Source organism: Halopelagius fulvigenes (genome assembly GCF_055398025.1).
Window position 1 is genome coordinate 1047326 of sequence record NZ_AP043846.1, and the last position, 20476, is coordinate 1067801.

The 20476-nt window shown below is 68.2% G+C and carries 21 protein-coding genes; 16 read left to right on the plus strand and 5 right to left on the minus strand.

What is annotated here, in order from left to right:
* Position 1 precedes the first annotated feature (1 nt).
* Complete coding sequence (locus ACZ522_RS10015; RefSeq protein WP_379692487.1) at positions 2–1816, minus strand: site-2 protease family protein; 1815 nt, start codon at positions 1814–1816, stop codon at positions 2–4.
* A gap of 113 nt (positions 1817–1929) precedes the next feature.
* Between ACZ522_RS10015 and ACZ522_RS10020 the strand changes: the two genes are divergently transcribed.
* A complete protein-coding gene (locus tag ACZ522_RS10020; protein ID WP_379692486.1) occupies positions 1930–2472 on the plus strand; it encodes an LURP-one-related family protein in 543 nt (180 codons plus the stop codon).
* Positions 2473–2488: 16 nt separating this feature from the next.
* Here ACZ522_RS10020 and lysS read toward each other — a convergent pair whose 3' ends face one another.
* Together lysS and pyrH are read right to left on the minus strand one after the other, a co-directional pair.
* Positions 2489–4150 (minus strand): lysine--tRNA ligase, encoded by a 1662-nt coding sequence (gene lysS / locus ACZ522_RS10025; protein WP_379692485.1) that lies wholly within the window; start codon positions 4148–4150, stop codon positions 2489–2491.
* A complete protein-coding gene (gene pyrH, locus ACZ522_RS10030; protein ID WP_379692484.1) occupies positions 4151–4870 on the minus strand; it encodes a UMP kinase in 720 nt (239 codons plus the stop codon). It abuts the gene before it with no gap.
* Between the two features lie 166 nt (positions 4871–5036).
* Between pyrH and ACZ522_RS10035 the strand changes: the two genes are divergently transcribed.
* The 3 genes from ACZ522_RS10035 (at position 5037) to ACZ522_RS10045 (ending at position 7731) form a co-directional block, all read left to right on the plus strand.
* On the plus strand, positions 5037–5849 hold the full coding sequence (locus ACZ522_RS10035) for a molybdopterin synthase (RefSeq protein ID WP_379692482.1): 813 nt from the start codon (positions 5037–5039) through the stop codon (positions 5847–5849).
* A 312-nt stretch (positions 5850–6161) separates the two neighbouring features.
* Entirely contained in the window at positions 6162–6425 is a 264-nt protein-coding gene (locus tag ACZ522_RS10040) for a DUF7123 family protein (protein WP_379692481.1), read from the plus strand.
* A 166-nt stretch (positions 6426–6591) separates the two neighbouring features.
* Positions 6592–7731 (plus strand): site-2 protease family protein, encoded by a 1140-nt coding sequence (locus ACZ522_RS10045; protein ID WP_379692480.1) that lies wholly within the window; start codon positions 6592–6594, stop codon positions 7729–7731.
* A gap of 25 nt (positions 7732–7756) precedes the next feature.
* Here the strand turns inward: ACZ522_RS10045 and thiL are convergent, their stop codons facing one another.
* Positions 7757–8644, minus strand: coding sequence for a thiamine-phosphate kinase (thiL, locus tag ACZ522_RS10050; protein ID WP_379692479.1), 888 nt, complete (start codon positions 8642–8644; stop codon positions 7757–7759).
* 146 nt (positions 8645–8790) lie between these two features.
* Between thiL and ACZ522_RS10055 the strand changes: the two genes are divergently transcribed.
* The 10 genes from ACZ522_RS10055 to ACZ522_RS10100 all read left to right on the plus strand — a co-directional run bounded on the left by ACZ522_RS10055 (position 8791) and on the right by ACZ522_RS10100 (position 17285).
* Positions 8791–9828, plus strand: a complete 1038-nt coding sequence (locus ACZ522_RS10055) for a lysylphosphatidylglycerol synthase transmembrane domain-containing protein (protein ID WP_379692477.1) — start codon at positions 8791–8793, stop codon at positions 9826–9828.
* A 143-nt stretch (positions 9829–9971) separates the two neighbouring features.
* Entirely contained in the window at positions 9972–10244 is a 273-nt protein-coding gene (locus ACZ522_RS10060; RefSeq protein ID WP_379692475.1) for a HalOD1 output domain-containing protein, read from the plus strand.
* 149 nt (positions 10245–10393) lie between these two features.
* Complete coding sequence (locus ACZ522_RS10065) at positions 10394–10849, plus strand: 30S ribosomal protein S19e (protein WP_379692473.1); 456 nt, start codon at positions 10394–10396, stop codon at positions 10847–10849.
* Between the two features lie 109 nt (positions 10850–10958).
* On the plus strand, positions 10959–11321 hold the full coding sequence (locus ACZ522_RS10070; protein ID WP_379692471.1) for a DNA-binding protein: 363 nt from the start codon (positions 10959–10961) through the stop codon (positions 11319–11321).
* 7 nt (positions 11322–11328) lie between these two features.
* The gene (locus ACZ522_RS10075) at positions 11329–11919 is read left to right on the plus strand and encodes a DUF7411 family protein (RefSeq protein WP_379692469.1); all 591 of its coding nucleotides are present in this window, start codon (positions 11329–11331) and stop codon (positions 11917–11919) included.
* A gap of 55 nt (positions 11920–11974) precedes the next feature.
* On the plus strand, positions 11975–12904 hold the full coding sequence (locus ACZ522_RS10080; RefSeq protein WP_379692467.1) for an EamA family transporter: 930 nt from the start codon (positions 11975–11977) through the stop codon (positions 12902–12904).
* Positions 12905–12993: 89 nt separating this feature from the next.
* Positions 12994–13170, plus strand: a complete 177-nt coding sequence (locus ACZ522_RS10085) for a glycine zipper domain-containing protein (protein ID WP_379692465.1) — start codon at positions 12994–12996, stop codon at positions 13168–13170.
* A 78-nt stretch (positions 13171–13248) separates the two neighbouring features.
* Complete coding sequence (locus ACZ522_RS10090) at positions 13249–14448, plus strand: outer membrane protein assembly factor BamB family protein (RefSeq protein ID WP_379692463.1); 1200 nt, start codon at positions 13249–13251, stop codon at positions 14446–14448.
* 54 nt (positions 14449–14502) lie between these two features.
* On the plus strand, positions 14503–15798 hold the full coding sequence (gene hisS, locus ACZ522_RS10095; RefSeq protein WP_379692462.1) for a histidine--tRNA ligase: 1296 nt from the start codon (positions 14503–14505) through the stop codon (positions 15796–15798).
* A gap of 59 nt (positions 15799–15857) precedes the next feature.
* Positions 15858–17285 (plus strand): sulfatase-like hydrolase/transferase, encoded by a 1428-nt coding sequence (locus ACZ522_RS10100; RefSeq protein WP_379692461.1) that lies wholly within the window; start codon positions 15858–15860, stop codon positions 17283–17285.
* A 1-nt stretch (position 17286) separates the two neighbouring features.
* Here the strand turns inward: ACZ522_RS10100 and ACZ522_RS10105 are convergent, their stop codons facing one another.
* Positions 17287–18741, minus strand: coding sequence for a sulfatase (locus ACZ522_RS10105; protein ID WP_379692459.1), 1455 nt, complete (start codon positions 18739–18741; stop codon positions 17287–17289).
* A gap of 177 nt (positions 18742–18918) precedes the next feature.
* Between ACZ522_RS10105 and truA the strand changes: the two genes are divergently transcribed.
* Both truA and ACZ522_RS10115 read left to right on the plus strand, forming a co-directional pair.
* Positions 18919–19737 (plus strand): tRNA pseudouridine(38-40) synthase TruA, encoded by an 819-nt coding sequence (truA, locus tag ACZ522_RS10110; protein ID WP_379692458.1) that lies wholly within the window; start codon positions 18919–18921, stop codon positions 19735–19737.
* Positions 19738–19802: 65 nt separating this feature from the next.
* Positions 19803–20450 carry an HAD family hydrolase gene (locus ACZ522_RS10115; protein WP_379692456.1) on the plus strand — a complete coding sequence of 216 codons (648 nt, stop codon included), beginning with the start codon at positions 19803–19805 and terminating at the stop codon, positions 20448–20450.
* Positions 20451–20476 lie beyond the last annotated feature (26 nt).

The window sequence follows — 20476 nt, forward strand, 5'->3', positions numbered from 1 at the left end:
GCTACCCGCCGAGGACCGTCGGCCCGAAGATGAGCACCAACAGCGACAGCAGCATCGTCACGCCGACGCTCGTGGTGATGGTTCTGACGAGGGGGTACGGTTCGTCCACGGGCAAGCGGGAGACGACGGCCTCGACGCTCGTCCGCAGGATGCGCCCGCCGTCGAGCGGATAGCCGGGGATGCAGTTGAACATGCCGAGCTGGAGGTTTATCCACGCCATCCAGAAGCAGACGTTGGCGAGCAGGAACACCCCGGTTCCGAGGAACCCGAGCGGTCCGGTCACCGCGTAGAAGTTGTAGACGTTCTGCGTGAAGCCCGGGAAGTTCGGGATGCCGAGGACGAGCGACGCCAACGGCAGGATGAGCGAGACGTACACCGCTCCGAGCGGCGAGTCCGCGACGCCGCCTGACAGCGACGCGGCGTCCGGGCCGCCGTCGCCGCCGAGGAGCGAGACGTACGTCCCCGCGGGGTACGACTGGACGCCGAAGTCGGTCAGGAGCAGTCCGCTCGTCCCGAACAGGTTCACGCCGAGGAAGCCGCCGCCGTCGCGGGGGTTCTCGCCCAGCGTCACGTCGTACGTGCTGAACGACCCGTCCTTGTACACCTCGACGGACACCGTCTCCCCCGGCGAGATGCCGTCTAAGACGCGCCCGAGCTCCGTCGAGGAGGTGACGCGCGTCCCGTCCACGGCGGTGATGACGAACGGTGCCGAGGGGACGCCGGCGTCGGCGACGGGGCCGTTCGAGGCGACGGACGTGACGTACGCGCCGACGGGAATCGTCACCGTACCGCGGGAGGTGGTCAGTTCGGCGAACCGGTCCCGACCGACCGCCTCGGAGAAGCCGCGTTGGGTGTACACCGGCGTCCCGTTGACCGCCTCGACGCGGATGGGTTCGTCGCCGCTGCCCACAGAGAGGTTCGCGGGGTTGCCCGCGACGGTGCCGGCGACGACGAGTGACCGTCGGACCGTCACGGTCCGCGTCTCGCGGTCGGCGGCGCTCTGTCCGCCGTTGAGTTCGACCTGCACCGACCGCGCGTCGGCGTTCAGAAGCGCTCTGTCGAGCGAACTCTGGTTGCTCACGGGCATCCCCCCGACGGCGGTGATTCGGTCGCCCTGCGAGATGCCGCCGGCGGCCGCGGCCGACCCGTCGTACGCCCCGGCGACGGCCATGCCGGGCGCGACGCCGATGGAGGCGATGACGGGGCCGAACAGCAGGGCGAACGCGACGATGGTGACGGCGAAGTTGTTCGTCACGCCCGCGGCGAACATCCGGGTTCGGCCGCCTCTGTCGGCGTTGCGTTGGCTCTCCTCGTCGGGTTCGACGAACGCGCCGAGGGGAAGCACCGTGAAGAGGAACACCCCCATCGACTCGATGTCGATGTCCTCGACGCGACAGAGGATGCCGTGGCCGCCCTCGTGGACGACGAGTCCGACGAGGAGGCCGAAGACGATTTCGGGGGCCACCGAAAGCGGCAGGAAGTCGTTGACGCCGGGGATGACGAGGAAGTTCTGCGGCTGATTGACCGCCGAGGGCGCGGGCGGGTTCTGGAGGATGAAGACGCCCTGCGCCAGGAGGAAGAAGAACATCCCGAACATGATGACGAGGGCGGCGCCGACGCCGACGTTGCTCCACGCCCGCCAGAAGCGCTTGGGCGTCGCGAGCCAGTCGATGAAGTCGCGACCGCGTTTCGTGTGTATCGTGGTGAACGGACCCTGTACCTTGACCGAGGAGGGGAGGAGACCGCGTCGTCGGAGGAAGAAAGCGGCGAACGAGTACGCCAGCAGGCCGACGAGAACCCACAGTAGCGTGTTCATCAGAGGAAGGGAAGTACGCGCCGGTGAAAGACGTTCGGATTGTCGGAGCGTTCCGAGTCGGCCCCCCGCCGTCCCAAGGAGTATATGACAGGGCGGAGGAGTACCCGACAGAGATGTTCGAAGGGACGCACTACGAGGTCAGACAGAAGTTCGGAATCAGCACGAAGTACCGCGTCTACGAGGACGGCCGGCCCATCCTCGAGTCAAAGAAGAAGAAACTCCGCCTGAAGGAGGACTTCCGCTTTACCGACGCCGACACCGGCGAGGAACGCTTCCGCGCGAAGGCCGACAGCGTCCTCGACATCGCCGCCGCCTACGACATCGTAGATTCGAAGACGGGCGAGCGAATCGGGTCGGTGAAGCGAAGCGCCATCTCGTTTGCGAAGCACGAGTACGCCCTCCTCGGCCCGGACGGGGAGACGGTGGCGTACATCCGCGAGGACAGCGTTCTGAAGGCCATCATCCGCCGGAACGTGACGACGTTCCTCCCCTTCACCTACAACGTGGAGGGGCCCTCGGGCGAGTCGTTGGGGTCAATTCACGAGTCGTTCTCCTTCCGGGACAAGTACCAGATAGACCTCACAGACACCGCGTCCGTGGACCCCCGACTCGTCGTCGTCGGCGCGGTGGTCGTGGACGCGATAGAGGAGAACTGAGGGAGAACGGGGCCGGTCAGGCTTCCCGGCGCAACCGTTTCACGACGAGGTCGCGGTCGAGTTCGCCGAGGAACTCACCGAGGCGCGGCCCCTGCGGTTGGTCGAAGAACAGGCGGTAGCCGGCCTCGAAGAACTCGCCGACGTCCACGTCGTGTCGCTTCGCCGCCTCGTATATCTCGCCCTGTATCTCCTCGCCGTCGTGACCCTCCTCGACGAACGCCGCCAGGTCCGCCAAGGCCGCCTCGACGTCGGCGTCGAACGCCACGTCGGGCAGGTCAGCCTGCAGACGGTAGTTGTACTGGTTGTCGAGGCGTTGCGCCCACGCGTGCGCGCGTTCGACACGTTCGAGAGCCTCCTCGACGGCCCACTCGGGGGTGTCATCGTCGAAGTAGCCCTCGTTCGTCGCCATCCGAATACGGAGGTCCCTGTCGTCGGTCATGCCGAGGACGGCCGCGAACGTGTAGGGGAGACGGACGCGTTCGTCGCGCACCTCGTCCACGACGAACGGGTACGCCCGGTCGGCGAGGGCGTCGAGGTTCTCGTCGTCCTCCTCGCCGAAGTAGATGCGCTCGAAGCGGTCGAACTCGTCCACCAGTTGGTCGAGACGGGAGATGTCGAAGTCCTTGGCCTTCTTCGGGTTGCGGACGAAGAAGTACCGGAGCACCTCCGGTTCGAGGAGTTCGAGGATCTCGTCGACGGTGACGATGTTCCCCTCCGAAGAGGAGAGGGGGTCGCCGTTGAGCGTGAACCACTCGTACACCATCGGCACCGGCGGTTCGATGCCGAGGACGTTGCGCGCGATGTCGTCGCCGGATGGCCACGACCCCTCGGCGTGGTCCTTGCCGAACGGTTCGAAGTCGACGCCGAGGACCTGCCACTGGCCGGGCCACTCGAACCGCCACGGCAGTTTCCCCTCGCGGAAGGAGGCGGTGCCCTCGTGGCCGCACCCCTCGATGTGGCGGTCGCCGGCGTCGATGCCGTCGCAGACGTACTCGACCGTCTCCGAGTCGAGGTCCACGCTCGTTATCGTCTGGGTCAGCGTGCCGCACTCCTCGCACTGCGCCATGAACGGGACGTACTCGTCGTCCACCTTGTCCTGATACTCGCTCAGCACCTCGCGCGCCTCGTCGGCGCGTTCGAGGACGCGGCGGACGACGGGGTCGAAGTCGCCGTTCTCGTACAGTTCGGTGTTCGACACCATCTCGATGGGGACGCCGATGAGTTCCGCGCTCTCTTCGAGGAGGTTGGTGAAGTGTTCGCCGTACGACCCGACTTCGCCGAAGGGGTCGGGGATGTCCGTGTAGGGCTTCCCGAGGTTCTGGCCGAGTGCGCCCGCGTTCACGTCGCCGAGTCCGACGATGTTCCACTCGTCGTCGGCGAGTTTCCGCGGGAGCTTCCGGAGGGCGTCCTTGTCGTCGGAGGTGAACACCTGTCGGACCTCGTGGCCGCGTTCGCGGAGGGCCTCCGCGACGAAGTAGCCGCGCATTATCTCGTTGAAGTGGCCGAGGTGGGGGACGCCCGACGGCGAGACGCCGCCCTTGACGACGATGGGGTCCTCCGGGTCGCGGGCCTCTATCCGGTCGGCTATCTCGTCGGCCCAGAAGGCGCGGTGCTCCGTCGCTTCGCTCTCGGCTTCGACGGACGGGAGTTCCTCGGACTCGGGGGTATCTTCGGTCATCTACTGCTGTGCCCAGTAGCTCGGTTCGTCGCCGACGCCCTCGGGGACGATGTTCGTCCCGTCGTGGTCGCCCGAGAGGACGGCGCGTTCGATTCGCCCGGGGTCGGTCCCGTCGAGGACGATGGTGCGAACCTTCGAGCGTTCGATGAGTTTGGCCGCCAGGAGGTCCACGGGCGCGGACGCCCCCGCGTCGCGACTCATCGGCGCGATGACGTCTACGAGCTCTGACGCGGAGAGTTCGTCGTACTTCTCCGCGCCGTCGTCGGCGCTCGGGTCCGAACTGTAGACGCCGTTGACGCTGGTTCCGTAGACGAGGAGGTCGGCGTCGACGTACTCCGCGAGGGCCGCCGCGACGGCGTCCGTCGTCTGTCCGGGCATGACGCCGCCCATGACGGAGATGTCCCCGCGGCGGATGGCGTCGCCCGCCTCCTCGTAGTCGTGCGCGACCTTGGGGTCCACCCGCGGGCCGAGTGCCGCGATGAGCAGGCGGGCGTTGATCCGCGTCACGTCGATGCCGATCTGGTCGAGTTGGACCTCGTTGGCTCCGAGGTCCCGCGCCGCGCCGATGTAGTCGCGCGCGACGCCGCCGCCGCCGACGACGGCACCGATCTCGCAGCCCTCGCGGGCGAGGTTCTCGACGACGGACGCGTGCCCCTCGACGCGTCTCGCGTCGAGTTCCGGCGCGAGTACGCTCCCGCCGATAGAAATGACGACTCTCATTGCCCCGTCGTTGCCACGAACCGGTCTTAAGGGTTATCAAGTCCGCGACGGACTGACGCCGCGACTCACCCGTCCCTCGCCCGACCTATCGCGGAGCGAGGCGCTTCGCGCCCGAAGCGGACCCGCGGAGCAACACTAAAGCCCGTCGCAGACCGCCGTTTCGGATATGCACCTACTCGGAGTCGTCGGGCCGGGGGCGACGGCGCTGTGCGAACGAGTCGCACCCCTGCTCGACGGGCGCGTTGCGACGGTGGAATCGCTCTCGGACGTGTCGGGCGGGGACGCGGCGGAGTCGGTGCCGTCGCTCGACTCCCCGTCGGATGGCGACGCCGCCTACGGACTCGGCGCGGACGGGTCGTGGGTCGCCGCGGGCGACGGGAAGACGCTCGACGACGTCCTTGACGAGTTGGCCGCGACGTACGACTACGCGCTCCTGTCGGGGTTCCCCGACGCCGGCGCGCCCACGGTGGCACTCGGCGGGGCGGAGGCCGGCGACGCCGAACTCGAAGCCGAGGACGCCGAGTCGGTCGACCTCGACGCCGTCGCTGAACTCGCGGAGGCGGGCGAACCGCACGTCACCCTCGAACGCCTCGTCGAACGGGCGAAGGCGTCGCCGCGGGCCGAGTACGCCGGCGCCATCGCCACGTTCACCGGGCGCGTCCGCGCGAAGGACGACGAGGACGACGCGCGAACCGTCCGGCTGGAGTTCGAGAAGTACGACGGCGTCGCCGAGGAGCGAATGGCGAGCATCGAGTCCGAACTGGAGGCGCGCGACGGCGTCGAGGAAGTCCTCCTGTTCCACCGAACCGGCGTCGTCGAGGACGGCGAGGACATCGTCTTCGTCGTCGTCCTCGCCGGGCACCGCGGGGAGGCGTTCCGCGCGGTGGAGGACGGGATCAACCGCTTGAAGGACGAAGTTCCGCTGTTCAAGAAGGAGACCACCGTCGAGGACGACTTCTGGGTCCACGACCGGGCGTGAAACGTCCGCGTACGCGTCCGCCGCGCGTCTGACGGCGATGGCGACCCGAGCCCGAACGGGGACAAAACCAGCAAGAAATACCGTCTTAACGCCACCTAACCGGCAATATCTTCCGCTTCACGGATCCAATGTTTTCATCCGTTACTCAAAAGAACAAATCGTTTATATCGGTTTCTAAAACGTCTAATCGGTTTCTGAAGCGTCGTGAAACGTGCATTTTTCGCTATTTAGGGGTGAAAGCGGTCGAATTCCCACTAACGTTCCTTTCTTTATATACTCTCCCGGAAGCATGGAGGAAGTGAGGTCACACAGATGAGCGCAACCGCAAACCCCTCCACCGAGTCCGCAAGCGAGAACGTCTCGAAAGAAGACCGTCTGAAGCAGTACCTCGTCGAGAAGGCGCAGGACGGCGAGCTGTACTTCAAGTCGAAGTTCATCGCGGACGAGGTCGGTCTCTCGCCCAAGGAGATCGGCGCCCTGATGGTCAAGCTCCGCGAGTCCGCGACGGAGCTGACCATCGAGAAGTGGTCGTACACGAGCGCGACCACGTGGCGCATCGAACCGAACCACGCCTGAGCGGGCGCGTTCGTCGCTGAACGACCGCCGCCCGAGTGTCCCCGCGACTCCTTCCGCCGTTCCGACCGCCGCGCGTCGGCGGGGCCTCCCCCGCCCGCCGACGACGAGCGGTCACGACACCCGCTGTCACGGGATTTATACCGACGTGCGACATACTTGTGTAGCGATGGAATCCGTCGATTCGGCGGAGGCCCCGCCGGTCGAGGCCCTCCAGTCGGTGTTTCACCTCCACGAGACGCGCCGGGACGGTGACCGCATCCTCTACTACGGCGAATCGCTTGTCCCGGAGCGAATGCTCGTCCGCGAGGTGTGGCCCGTCTTCAGGCGCGCCGGATACGAAGTGCAGGTCACCTCGACCGCCTCCGGCAGGGAGGACGTGATCGTCGCCCGACCCGTCTCCGAGGGCGTCGAGGGCGTCCCGTGGAAGAACGTCGGCCTCTTCCTCGCCACCGTCGTCTCGACGATGCTCGTGGGCGCGCTAACGTGGTACTACATCCCCCTCTCGGAGGTGATGGCGAACCCGCTGGTCGTCCTCCGGGCGTGGCCGTTCACCGCCGCCGTCCTCGGCGTGTTGGCGACGCACGAACTCGGCCACTACGTCGTGGGACGGTACCACGGGGTGGACATCTCGCTCCCCTATCTCATCCCATTCGTCTTCCCGTTCGGGACGCTCGGGGCGATAATCCAGATGCGCGGGCAGATGCCCGACCGGGAGGCCCTCTTCGACATCGGCGTCGCCGGCCCGTTGGCCGGTCTGGTCGCGACGGTCATCGTCACCGCGGTCGGCCTCTCCCTGCCGCCGATGACCATCCCGTCGTGGGCGGTGCAGGAGGGCGGCGAGGTCATCGTCTTCAACAACCCGCCGCTTTTGAACATCATCGCGGAGATACTCGGCCGACCGACCGAGTACACCGACCCGACGGTCACCGTCCACCCGGTCATCATCGGCGGGTGGGTCGGGATGTTCTTCACCGTCCTGAACCTGCTCCCCGTCGGGCAACTCGACGGCGGCCACATCGTCCGCGCGATGGTCGGCGAGGCGCAGGAACGCGTCGCGGCGTTCGTCCCCCTCGTCCTGTTCGGCCTCTCGGGGTACCTCTACTACGGACTCGGAAACAACCTCAGCGAGTCCGTCGGCCTGTGGGCGTTCTGGGGGCTGTTCTCGACGGTCATCGCGTTCAAGGGCCCCGCCGACCCCATCGACGAGTCGCCGATAGGGCCAGCCCGCATGGCGCTCGGTCTCCTCACGTTCGCGCTGGGAGCGCTCTGTTTCCTCCTCGTGCCCATCGAAGTGATGACCGTCTGAAGGGGCGGGGGCTCCGTCTCGGACTCTACCCGTTCGACGCGTGGGTGTATCCCTCGTCGGGGACCGGTTCGCCGTCCGCGACGATTCCCTCGGCCGTCACCTCGCCGACGACGGTGACCGGGACGGGGGCCGACGCCCGAACCGCCGAGAGGTCCGACTCGGGGACGGTGAACACGAGTTCGAAGTCCTCGCCGAAGTACGCCGCCATCTCCCTCTCGTCGCCGTCGCCCCCGGCGTAGTCGGCGACGGCGTCGTGGACGGGGAGACTGTCCCACGACACGTCGAACCCGCAGTCGGACGCCTCCGCGAGTTGGTGGAGCGAACGCGCGAGTCCGTCGCTCGAATCCATCATCGCCGTCGCGTGCGGCGCGACCGCGACGCCCGAGGCGACCCGCGGGGGGAACCGAAAGAGGTCGTTCCCGCGTTCGACGTCGCCCGCCTCGAACGCGCGGAGTCCGGCGGCGCTTCGGCCGAGAGCGCCGGTGACGCAGACCACCTCGCCAGACGACGCCCCGGACCGGAGGACCGCACCGTCGTCGCTCACGTCGCCGAGGGCCGTCGTGGCGACGGTGAACTCGTCGTGGGTGTCCAAGTCGCCGCCGACGTACTCCGCGCCGACGGACTCGCAGACGTCGCGCGCGCCGCCGACGAACGCGCGGAGTTCGTCCTCGTCGAGTGCGGGCGCGCCGTAGGCCGCAACCGCTGCCGTGGCCGCCGCGCCCATTGCCGCCACGTCCGAGAGCGACGCGCCGACGGCGCGCCACCCGGCGGTGTACCGCGTCGTCCCCGCCGGGAAGTCGGTGGACTCGTGGAGCATGTCCGTCGTCACCACCTGCGCGCCGACGACGGCGGCGTCGTCGCCCGCGCCGGGGAGGTCCACCGCGAGCGCTCGGAGCGCCGTTCGTTCGTCCATGCTCACTGTCTCGTCCCGACGGCGAAAAAACCACCCCGTCGCGCCGGTCCGCGCTGCGGCGTCGGTCCGGCTCCGGATCCCGTCGTACCCGTCGGCCGTCGGTCACTTTCGATGGCTTGATGCCGCGGACGGCCGACGGTCGGGATATGGCCCGCGAGAACCTCCGCGCCACCGTACTGGGATTTCTCGGCGCGTTCGCGGTGTTCGCGGTGCTGTTTTACTACGCCGGCGTGGACGACCTGATCGGCACCCTCCAACGGGCCGACCCCATGTACGTCGCACTCGTCGTCGCCACCACGCTCGGTTGGTTGGCGGCGTGGAGCGTCGCGCTTCGGACGGTGTTGGGCGTCCTCGGCGTCGAGATGTCGTTCGCGAAGTCGTTCTTCATCTTCAACGGGGCGATGTTCTCGAACAACATCACCCCGTTCGGGCAGGCGGGCGGCGAACCGGTCACCGCCTACCTCATCACCCGCACCGCCGACGCGGAGTACGAGACGAGCCTCGCGGCCATCGCCAGCGTGGACACGCTCAACTTCGTCCCCTCCATCACCATCGCCCTCATGGGCGCTATCTACTACGCGACGGAGGTCACCCTCGGGACGAACCGCGACCTCGCGCTGGCTATCGTGGCCGTCGTCGCCCTCGCGGTGACCGTCCCCACCATCGGCTACCTCGCGTGGCAGCGGCGGTACGAACTGGAGACGCGAATCGTCAGGAGCCTGACGCCGCGCATCCAGTGGGTCACGGAGCGCGTCCCGCGCATCACCCCTCCAACGAGGGAGGGCATCGAGAAGCGCATCAACGGCTTCTTCCGCGCCATCGAACGCATCGCGACGAACCCGCGCGGATTGGCGCTGGCGCTCGGGATGTCCGCCTTCGGGTGGTCCTTCCAGATGCTCGGCCTCTGGCTCTCGTTCAGGGCCATCGGAATCAACATCCCGCTGTCTATCGCCCTGTTCGTCGTCCCCATCGGCGCGATAGCGGGCGTGACGCCGCTTCCGGGCGGAGCGGGCGGCATCGAGAGCGTCCTCGTTCTGCTCCTGCTCGCGGCCCCCCTCCCGAACGTCACGAACTCCATCGCCGTCGCCGCCGTCGTCATCTTCCGCGGCGCGGTGTACTGGATCCCCATCCTCATCGGCGGCACCGTGATGGCGTGGGTGAGCGCTCGCGCGAACGGGGCGTAGCGAGTCGCACCCGCCCCGGGGTCCGTCCGTGCGCCGGGGCCGAACCCGTCGGTTCGGCCCGCCGGCCGTATCACGGACGGGAGAAGTCGAAAAACCGCACGGCAACCACTCCTATGTGCGTGGATACGAGATACAACTACGAGATGAGTAATTGGTCTGATAGTGGCGAGACGCGAAGACGGCTCGATACGGACGCGGAGAATCCCGGAGTGGAAGTCGTCAAAGTCGTCGCCGACTTGGAGGGGGTCCACCCGACCGAGTTGACGACCGCCTACGACCGCGTGGACGGCGTCCTCGACCACCTCTTCTCGAATCCGCCGTCGCCGGAGGCTCGGATGCGGGTCCAGTTCCGCTACGAAGGGTACCGCATCACCGTCGAACAGAACGGGAACGCGACGTTCGAGAAGATGGAGTAAGCGGGGGATAGCCGCGACGCGCGGGACGCGCCGAGGCGCGGAACGGTCGCCTCGAACCCGTCTGGTGACGCGTCGAGGCGAGAGGCCGCATCGGTCGCGTACCGCCCGAATACGATGGCTTTAAACGACGCCGTCCGGAACGAGTACCCATGGTAACCATCTATGACGTTCCGGCGGACGCCCTCATCGAGGACGTCGCCGAACGACTCGAAGAACGCATCGAGGAACCCGAGTGGATGGCCTTCGTCAAGACGGGGCAGACGCGGGAACTCCCGCCGCAACAGGACGACTTCTGGTACGTCCGCGCCGCGTCGCTCCTCCGCAAGGTCGCCACCGACGGTCCCGTCGGCATCGACCGCCTCTCGACGGAATACGGCGGCCGAAAGAAGGGTTCGACCCGCTACCGCGTCGCCGGCAAGCACTCCGACACGGGCAGCAAGAAGGTCATCCGCACCATCCTCCAGCAGTTAGAGGAGGAGGGTCTGGTCAACACCGCGAAGGGTCGCGGCCGCGTCATCACCGACGACGGTCGTAGCTTCCTCGACAACGCCGCAGCAGAGGTCTTCGAGTCGCTCGACCGCCCGGAACTCGAACGCTACGCCTGAGTCGACCGTCGAATTCTGCTTTCGGTAACTGTCACCCCTAGCGGCAGCGTCACGTCGCCTGTCAGACCTGTCCGTAATCGTTTTCAGATGCGCGACGGAATCGTACGATATGAGCGGAAATCCCGACGAGGACGAACGGCTGCAGAAGCTGCGAGAGGAGAAGATGCAGGAGTTGCAGGAACAGGCGGGACAGCAGGGCGGCGGCCGGGACGAAGCCGCACAGGAGGCGGCGCGCGAACGCGCCGAGGCGCAACAGGACGCCCTCCTCAAGCAGTACCTCACCGACGGCGCTCGGCAGCGTCTCAACGCCGTCGAGATGTCGAAGCCGGAGTTCGCGGAGAAGGTCAAGAAACAGGTGACCGCCCTCGCACAGAGCGGTCGCATCCAGGGCCGCATCGACGAGGACCAGATGAAGAGCCTCCTCAAGGAGCTTCAGCCTGACTCGAAGAGCTTCAACATCCGTCGACGCTGACGCGAACGTGGATTTAGCGCTCCTCTACAGCGGCGGGAAGGACTCGACGCTCGCCGCCCTACTGCTCGATTCTTTCTACGACGTGACGCTCGTCACCGGTCGGTTCGGCGTCACCGACGACTGGAAGCACGCCCGCGACGCCGCCGACAGACTCGGCTACGACTTCGACACCGTGGAGTTGGACCGCGCCGTCGCCGAGGACGCCGCCGACCTGATGGTCGAGGACGGCTACCCGAGAAACGGCATCCAGCGCGTCCACGAACACGCCCTCGAACGGGTCGCCGAGTTGGACGTGGCCGCCGTCGCCGACGGGACGCGCCGGGACGACAGGGTGCCGACCGTCTCCCGCGCGCAGGCGCAGAGCCTCGAAGACAGACACGACGTCGACTACCTCTCTCCGCTCGTCGGGTTCGGCCGCCACGCCGTCGACAAACTCGTCGAGGAGAAACTCGACGTGGAGTCGGGGCCCTCCGAGCGCATCCCCAAGGGCGACTACGAGGGGGAACTCCGCGCGTTGCTCGCGGAGCGACACGGTCAGGAGACCATCTCGACGGTGTTTCCGGACCACGAGCAGACGTACGTCCGCGGGCTGAAGTGACGGTTCGAAGCGAAACCCGAACGACTCTTACGCCGAGGCTGTCACCGACTCCGTAATGGTCGCTCTCGAACCCGGTATCGTCTACTCTCTCGTCGCCGCCGTCGTCTGGGGGACGTACATCTTCCTTCTGAAGCAGTACTTCGGCGGCTATCCGGGGGCCGTCGTCACCGTCGTCGTCAACGCCTTCGCCATCCTCTGGTACCTGCCCGTCACCGTGATGGAGACGGACCCCGCCGCCGTCCCGACGCTCGGTGAGTTGGGCCTCTACGGCGTCGCCGTCGTCGCCGGAACGGCCGCCCTCGTCGGCATCGCGTTCGTCCTGTTCTTGGAGGCCCTCGCCGACGGCGACGTCTCCTACGTCGCGCCGATCAACAAGCTCGCGCCCGTCTTCGTCCTCCCCATCGAGGTCATCCTCCTGAACCAGTTCCTCGGCCCCCTCCAGATCACGGGCGTCCTCGTGGCGACGCTCGCCGTCTACGTCGCCAACTACCGGGGCGGCGCGCTCTCGGACCCCCTCCGGCGAGCCGTCCACTCTCGGCCCGCGCAGCTGGCACTCGCGAGCGCCGCCTGTTACGCCGCGAGCGACGTGGGCAAGCGCGTCGCGCTTCAGGAACTCGCCATCCCGACGGCCGCCTGGGTGCCCGTCCTGTTCGCCGGCGCGGGACTGGCCGTCCTCCCCGTCGCCCTCCGGCGGTGGACGAGCGTTCGCGGCGCACTTCCGAAGTTCGCCGCCGCGGGCGCGGTCGTCGCCGTCGGCGAACACGTCACCTCGACGGCGTTCGCCCTCGTCCCCGCCAGCGTCGCCTCGCCCATCGTCAACACCCAAGCCATCGTCGCCGTGATTCTCGGCGGCGTCGTCTTACGCGAGCGTCACTTCGGCATCCGACTCGTCGCGGCGGTACTCGCCGTCGCCGGCGTCTCGCTCATCGCCGTCGGCGGCGACTTCCGCTCCGTCGGCGACGTGGTGGCCGCGCTTCCCTTCTGAGGGCCCGTCGAGCGCTCGCCGACGAACGGCGGCGAGAGCGCGAGCGTCCGGGAGAATAAGTTTATCTCCCGACACGACGAACGACTAGCATGTCGAGTGAAACATCGGAGAGCGGTCGTCGGGACGCGATGGGGAAGGGTATGGCGGTCGGCCTCGCCGTCGGGGTCGCGATCGGCGTCGCGATGGAGAATCTGGCGATCGGAATCGCCGTCGGGCTGGCTCTCGGACCCGCGTTCGGAGCCGGGTGGCCGAAGCGGGAACGCTAACCGACGGAAGCGTCCGAGCGGTACGGCGGTTCGTCCCGTCGGGAAGACTTATCACCTATTCGTAACGACTCCCGGTCGATGCCCTCCAGACGCACGTTTCTCCGCGCAGTCGGCGGTACGGCGACCATCGGCGGCGTCGGTTCCCTCCTCTCGGGTCGCCGACTCCCGGGGACCTGTCGGCCGCGAAGAGAACCGACGTGGGAACGCTCCGGGCGCAGTTGGACGACGCCCGCCTTCGGACCGGACGCTCTCTTCCTCGGCGAGTGGTTCGGGGCGACCGGAATCCGGGGGACCGCCCGACTCGTCGCCCTCAACTCGTGGGAGGGAAGCGCGGCGTGGGCGCGGACGGTGACCGGCGCGGGGTGGGGACGGCCCGCGGTCACCGACGACGCCGTCTACGCCGGCACCGGAAACAAGTCCGTCCACGCCTTCGACCCGGTCACCGGCGACACCCTGTGGGTGTGGGACGGAAGCGAGGAGGACACCATCGGCGGCGGCGCGTGGGCGCGCCCCGCAGTCGCGGACGGCACCGTCTTCGTCGCCGTCTCGACCGCCCGCGCCGACGACTCCGACCCCCCAGACGATACCGACTACGACCACCGCGTCGTCGCCCTCAACGCCCGCGAGGGGACGGTTCGCTGGACCGCCGACACGGACCGGTCCGTCTTCTCGGACCCGGCGGTCGTCGCGGGGACCCTCGTCGTCGCCGCCGAGTCGGGGACGGTGTACGGTCTTGACCCGGCCGACGGTTCGGAGCGATGGGTCGTCTCCCGGGACGCCGTCGTCGGGCAACCGGTCGTCGCGGGCGGCGAATCCGTCGTCGCCCTCGACGCGAAGACGGGCGAGGCGGCGTGGACGGCGACGCCGCCGGGGACGCCGACGGCACTCGACGCGACGGAGGACAGACTGTTCCTCGGCGACGACGAGGGCAACGCCGTCTCGTACGGCCTCCGCGACGGACGAGAGCGGTGGCGGTTCCGCGCGGAGGCACCGGTCGGCGGAATCGCCGGACTGCGTTCCGAGACGGACCAGACGGACTCCGCCCGCGCCGACGAGGTGTCCGTCGAAGCCCGCGTCGCGGACCACATCGGGTACGTCTACGCTGTGACCGACGCGGGGACCCGGACCGACCGATTCCACATCTCCGAGAGCGGTTCCGACGACCGGTGCGGGTGGGATCCGTCGCGTCGGTGGGTGAACGGCGCGACGGCGCGCGGCGATTCGTTGTACGTCTCGACCGAGTGGAGCGTCGAGCGGTTCGAAATCGACGGCGACTGACGCGGCGAATCCTCGTTCAACAGTTTCAAGCGCGACACTCCCGAACCGCGGCACATGTACGACCGACTCAAGGGCTTTCGAGACTTCTACCCCGAGGAGATGTCGGCCCGGCGGCAGGTGTTCGACACGGTGGAGGACGCCGCCGCGCGCTACGGGTTCCGCGAGATCGGGACGCCGACGCTCGAACGGACGCAGATGTACGTCGACAAGAGCGGCGAGGAGATCGTCGAGGAACTGTACGCCTTCGAGGACAAGGGCGGCCGCGAGGTGTCTATGACGCCGGAGTTGACGCCCACCGTCGCCCGGATGGTCGTCGCCAAACAGCAGGAACTGTCGAAGCCGATCAAGTGGTACTCGACGCGACCGTTCTGGCGCTTCGAGCAGGTCCAACAGGGTCGGTTCCGCGAGTTCTACCAGACGAACGTGGACATCTTCGGCTCCGAAGCGCCGGAGGCGGACGCGGAAGTCCTCGCGTTCGCCGCCGACGCCCTCACCTCCTTGGGTCTGGAGGCCGACGACTTCGAGTTCCGCGTCTCCCACCGCGACATCCTCGGCGGCCTCCTCGACGCCTTCGAGGGCGACGTGGACACCCGCGACGCCATCCGCGCCGTGGACAAGCGCGCGAAAGTCGAGGAGGAGGAGTACCTCGGTCTGCTCTCGGACGCCGGCCTCTCGTACGGCGACGCCCAGCAGTTCGACGACCTCATCGCGACCGGCGACTTGGACGCCATCGCGGAGTTCGGCGGCGACGACGTGGAGTCGGCCGTCGAGAACCTGCGGGCGGTCCTCTCGGCCGCCGACGACTTCGGCGCGGGCGAGTACTGCGAGGTGTCCCTGACGACGGCCCGCGGTCTCGATTACTACACGGGCGTCGTCTTCGAGTGCTTCGACTCCACCGGCGACGTGTCGCGGGCGGCGTTCGGCGGCGGCCGGTACGACGACCTGATAGAGTCCTTCGGCGGCCAATCGACGCCCGCCGTCGGCGTCGCACTCGGCGACGCGACCCTCCAACTGCTCTGTCAACGCGCCGGCGTCTGGCCCGAGGAGGCCCTCTCGACGGACTACTACGTCCTCCAGATCGGCGACACCCGCGAAGTCGCCGCCGACATCGTCCGCGAACTCCGCGCGGCGGGCAACGTCGTCGAGACGGACGTCTCCGGGCGGAGTTTCGGCGCGCAGATGGGCTACGCCGACTCCATCAACGCCGAGACGGTCGTCATCGTCGGCGAGCAGGACTTAGAGAACGGCGAGGTGACGATAAAGGAGATGTCGTCGGGCGACCAGACCACCGTCCCCGTCGACGACTTCCCCGGCGACGACGACGCGCCGACGTACGAGGACTACAAGTAACCGGACAGGGGAGGCGACCGGCCGTCAGACCTACTGTCGGCCGGAATCGCCTCCCTACGATGACGGACACGAGGCCCAACGTCCTGTTTCTGTTCGCAGACCAAGAGCGGGCGGACCTCGTCGCCCCCGACGGACTGCCGGTCGAGACGCCCAACATCGACCGACTCCGCGAGTCGGGGACGTGGTTCGACCGCGCGTACACGCCGACGAGCATCTGCACGAGCGCTCGCGCGTCGGTCCTGACGGGGGTGTACCCCCACGCCCACGGCATGCTGAACAACAGCCACGAGGCCGACGCGATTCGGAAAGACCTACCCGAGGGCCTGTCGACGTTCGGCGAGTTACTCGCCGACGCGGGGTACGAGAACAGTTACGTCGGCAAGTGGCACGTCGGACAGCACCGCGGCCCCGAGTCGTTCGGCTTCGAGTACTTCGGCGGGAGCGACAAGCACCACGACAACTTAGACGACCGGTACCGCCGCTACCGCGAATCGCTCGACGTGGGCGACGAGGAGATAACGGACCGGGTGTACGCCGAGTTCGACGGCGAGGAGATGCTCGTGAGCGGTACCACGTCGCTCCCGCCGGAGGCGACGCGGACGTACTTCCTCGCGGACCTCACCGTGGACGCGATAGCGCGACGGGCCGGGGGCGACGATGCCCCCTTCTTCCACCGGACGGACTTCCTCGGCCCCCACCACCCCTACGTGATCCCCGAACCGTACGCGTCGATGTACGACCCCGACGACATCGACCCGTGGCCGACGTACGCCGAGACGTTCGAGGGGAAACCGCGGGCGCACGACGAGTACCGGCGCTACCGCGGCGTCGAGGGGTTCGACTGGGAGACGTGGGCCGAACTCGTCGCGAAGTACTTCGGCTTCGTGACGTTCATCGACGACCAGATCGGGCGGATACTCGACGCCCTCTCGGAGGCGGGGTTGGACGAGGAGACGATAGTGGTCCACGCCGCCGACCACGGCGACTTCACCGGGTCCCACCGCCAGTTCAACAAGGGGCCCCTGATGTACGAGCAGACGTACCGAATCCCGCTTCTCGTCCGCGACCCGACGGCGGAGACGGTGTCGGAGTCGGACGCGTTCGTCGGCCTCCACGACCTGATGCCGACGTTCCTCTCGTGGGGCGACGCGGACGTTCCCGACGACATCCACGCGCGGAGTCTCGTCCCCCTCCTCTCGGGTGACCGCCCCGAGGGGCGGCCCGACTCGGCGTACGCGCAGTACCACGGCGACGAGTTCGGCCTCTACTCCCAGCGGATGGTCCGCACCGACCGCTACAAGTTCGTCTACAACGGCCCGGACACGAACGAACTGTACGACCTGCGGGAGGACCCGCACGAGCTGCGGAACCTCGCGGACCACCCCCACTACGCGGACGTTCGGCGCGAGATGCAGGACCGACTGGTCGAGTGGATGGACGCGGTGGACGACCCCCTCTCGGGGTGGGTTCCGAAGACGTTCCGGTGAACTACAGGTAGCCGAGGTCCGAGAGTCGTTCGCGCGTCGAGTCCGTCATCGACACCTCGCCGCTCGCCTCGGCGTGGTCGAACGACTCGACCCACCGGTCGAGGCGGTCCGAGAGCCGTCTCGTCCGCTCCCGGTTCTCCGCCGCGCGGTTCCGCGCCCCCGACGAGTCGCCCGCGCCGCCGACGCGGACGTACCGCTCGGACCCGTCGGACCCGCGGACGTACTTCTCCTCCGCGGTCCGTATCGCCCGCAGCGACCGGTCGAACGACCGCACCCGGTCGGGAATCTCGTCGAATCGCTCGGCCAGCGATTCGGGCGACGGTTGCGGGGCGAGGTACTCGGCGAAGACGGCGCGGCGGGGGGACGCGTCCGCGTCGGGGTGGAGCGACCGGCCCTGCGACTGCCGACGCAGGGTCGGGTCGTCAACGCCCGCCGCGTCGAGGAGCGTGGGCGCTAAATCGAGCGTCTGGACGAGTTCCTCCCGGCGACCGCCGCCGTCGAACGGGCCGCCGCGGAGTATCATCGGCACGTGCAACAGCGTGTCGCGGAGGTTGTACTGGTGGCCGAAGAAGCCGTGGTCGCCGACGTTCTCGCCGTGGTCGCCGAGGGCGACGAATACCGTGTCCTCCCACTCGCCCGCGGCGGCGAGCGTCTCGCGGAGGCGACCGAGTTGGGCGTCGAGGTAGGCCAGAGAGCCCCGATAGAGCGCTTCGAGCATCTCGAACTCGCGGTCGGACAGCGAGTACTCGCCCACGTCGTACGCTCTCGGGTCCTGCCGGAGCGACATCGCGTCCTCGTACGTCGCCCCCGGCGGGAGGTACGGTTCGGCGTACTCCCGCGGCGGGCGGTACTCGGTGTGCGGTTCGATGAAGTTGAGAAACAGGAAGAAGGGCGACTCCTCGCGCCGCCGAAGCCACGACTCCAGCCACGCCGTCGCGCGTTTCGCGCCGTCGCCCGGCGCGAGTTCGTCGTAGAGGAGGTTCGCCGCGTTGACCACCGGGTTCCCGTCGAACAGTCGGTCGCCGGCGGCGCGCAGTTTCGCCATCGGGTGTTCCGCCCGCGTGACGGTTCCGAGGTCCGTCTCCGACTGGATGTACTGCCAGCCCTTCCGAAACGTCCGAAACCCGCGGTCGAACCCGAACTCGGCCGTCACCCACGTGTTGTTCGAGACGCCGACCGTCTCGTACCCGGCGTCGCGGAACGCCTCCGCGAGCGTTCGGAGCGAACCGTCGAGGTAGGTGTGTCCGCCGTGCGCCCCGTGTCGAGAGGGGTAGGTTCCGGTGAACATCGACGCGTGCGAGGGGAGCGTCCACGGCGCGACGGAGAAGGCGTTCGCGAACTCGGTTCCCGACGCCGCGACGTCCGCGAGCGTCGGCATCGGCGAGGACGACACGGGTACCGTGTCCCGGCCCCGAACCGTGTCGAGGACGGCGACGACGACGTTCGGCCCGTTCATCCCCGACGCACCTCCGTCGGGTCGGCGGGGTCGGATGCGCCGCCCGGGACGAGACGCATCTCGGTAGACATAAGCAACCGTGAGGTTACGGCCCTCGGATTTTGGCTTTCGGGCTGTATATACCACCCGCGGCGACGAACCGCGGACGATAAGTCGAGAGCGCGGCCACCACCGGACGTGCGCGCGTTCCGCCTCGCCTACGACGGTCGGCCGTTCCACGGCTTCCAGCGGCAGCCGTCGGTTCCGACCGTCGAGAACGCCCTCCTCTCGACCCTCGCCGCCCTCGGCGTCACCGACGAGGAGGAGGTGCCACCGGGGTACGCCGCCGCCGGACGGACCGACGCGGGCGTCTCCGCACTCGCGCAGACAGTGGCGTTCGACTGTCCCAAGTGGTGTTCGCCGCGGGCGCTGAACAGTCGCCTCCCCGGGAGCGTCAGGGCGTGGGCGGCCGCCGACGCCCCCGACGGCTTCCACGCGACCCACGACGCCGTCCGCAGGTCGTACGTCTACGACCTCTACGCGCCCGAACTCGACGACGACGGCGCGCGCGCTGCGGCGGACGCCCTCTCGGGCGAACGCGACTTCCACAACCTCACGCCGGACGAGACGGGGACGAGACGCGACCTCTCGCTGTCGGTCGAACGCGACGGCGACTTCCTCGTCGTCCGGGCGACGGCCGGCGGGTTCGCCCGCGAACTCGTCCGCAGACTCGTCTCCGTCGTCCGCGGCGTCGGAAGCGGTGACCTCGCTCCCTCGGACGTGGACCGCCTCCTCGGCCCCGAGAGCGTCGAGGGGCCGGACGGAATCCCGCCCGCGCCGCCGGAACCCCTCGTCCTCGTCGAGGCGACGTACCCCGAGTTGACGTTCGAACGGGACCCCGACGCGGCGGCGAGTGCCGCCGAGGTGTTCGAGGGGCGGCGACGCGACGGCCTCGTGCGGGCGCGCGTCGCCGAGCGCATCCGAGAGGGCGTGGACGGAGGTACGCAATCTCGGTAGCCCTCACGAGTCGAACACAGACATCATAGCAACGACGACGGTGGTCCGCGCCCAGTGTCCGCCGTATGAGTTACGACGCGGTCATCTTCGACGACGACGGCGTGTTGGCGGTGCCGACGGCCACCGACGTGCGCCGCCGCGCGGTCCGGTCGGCGTTCGCTGAGTTCGCTGTCGAACCGACCACGGAGGGCGTAGACAGCGTCGTCCACGGGAGCATCGCCCGCATCCGGCGCGTCTGCGACGTTCACGGCCTCGACTACGAGACGTTCTGGGAGCGACACGAGGCGGCGGCCGCCGCAGCCCACATCGAGGCGATGGAACGCGGTCGAAAGGCGCTCTACGACGACGTGTCCGCGCTCTCGAAGCTCGACCAGTCGCTGGCCGTCGTGGGGGACACCCAACGCGAGGCGGTCGAACACCTCGTCGAACGGTTCGACCTCGGGGGCCTGTTCGAGGTGACGTACGGGCGCGAACCGTCCGTTGAGGGGTTCAGACGGCGCAAGCCGTCGCCGCACTACCTCGCTCACGCCGTCGAGAAACTGGGCGCGGAGAACGTCCTCTACGTCGGAGACAGCAACGTGGACGTTCTGGCCGCGCGTCGCGCGGGCGTCGACTCCGCGTTCGTCCGCCGACCCCACCGCACCGACTACGAACTCGCCGCGGACCCGACGTACGAGGTGCAGTCGCTTCGAGAGGTCGTCTCCGTCTGTTAACGTTTATATTCATCTTTGTCTATAAG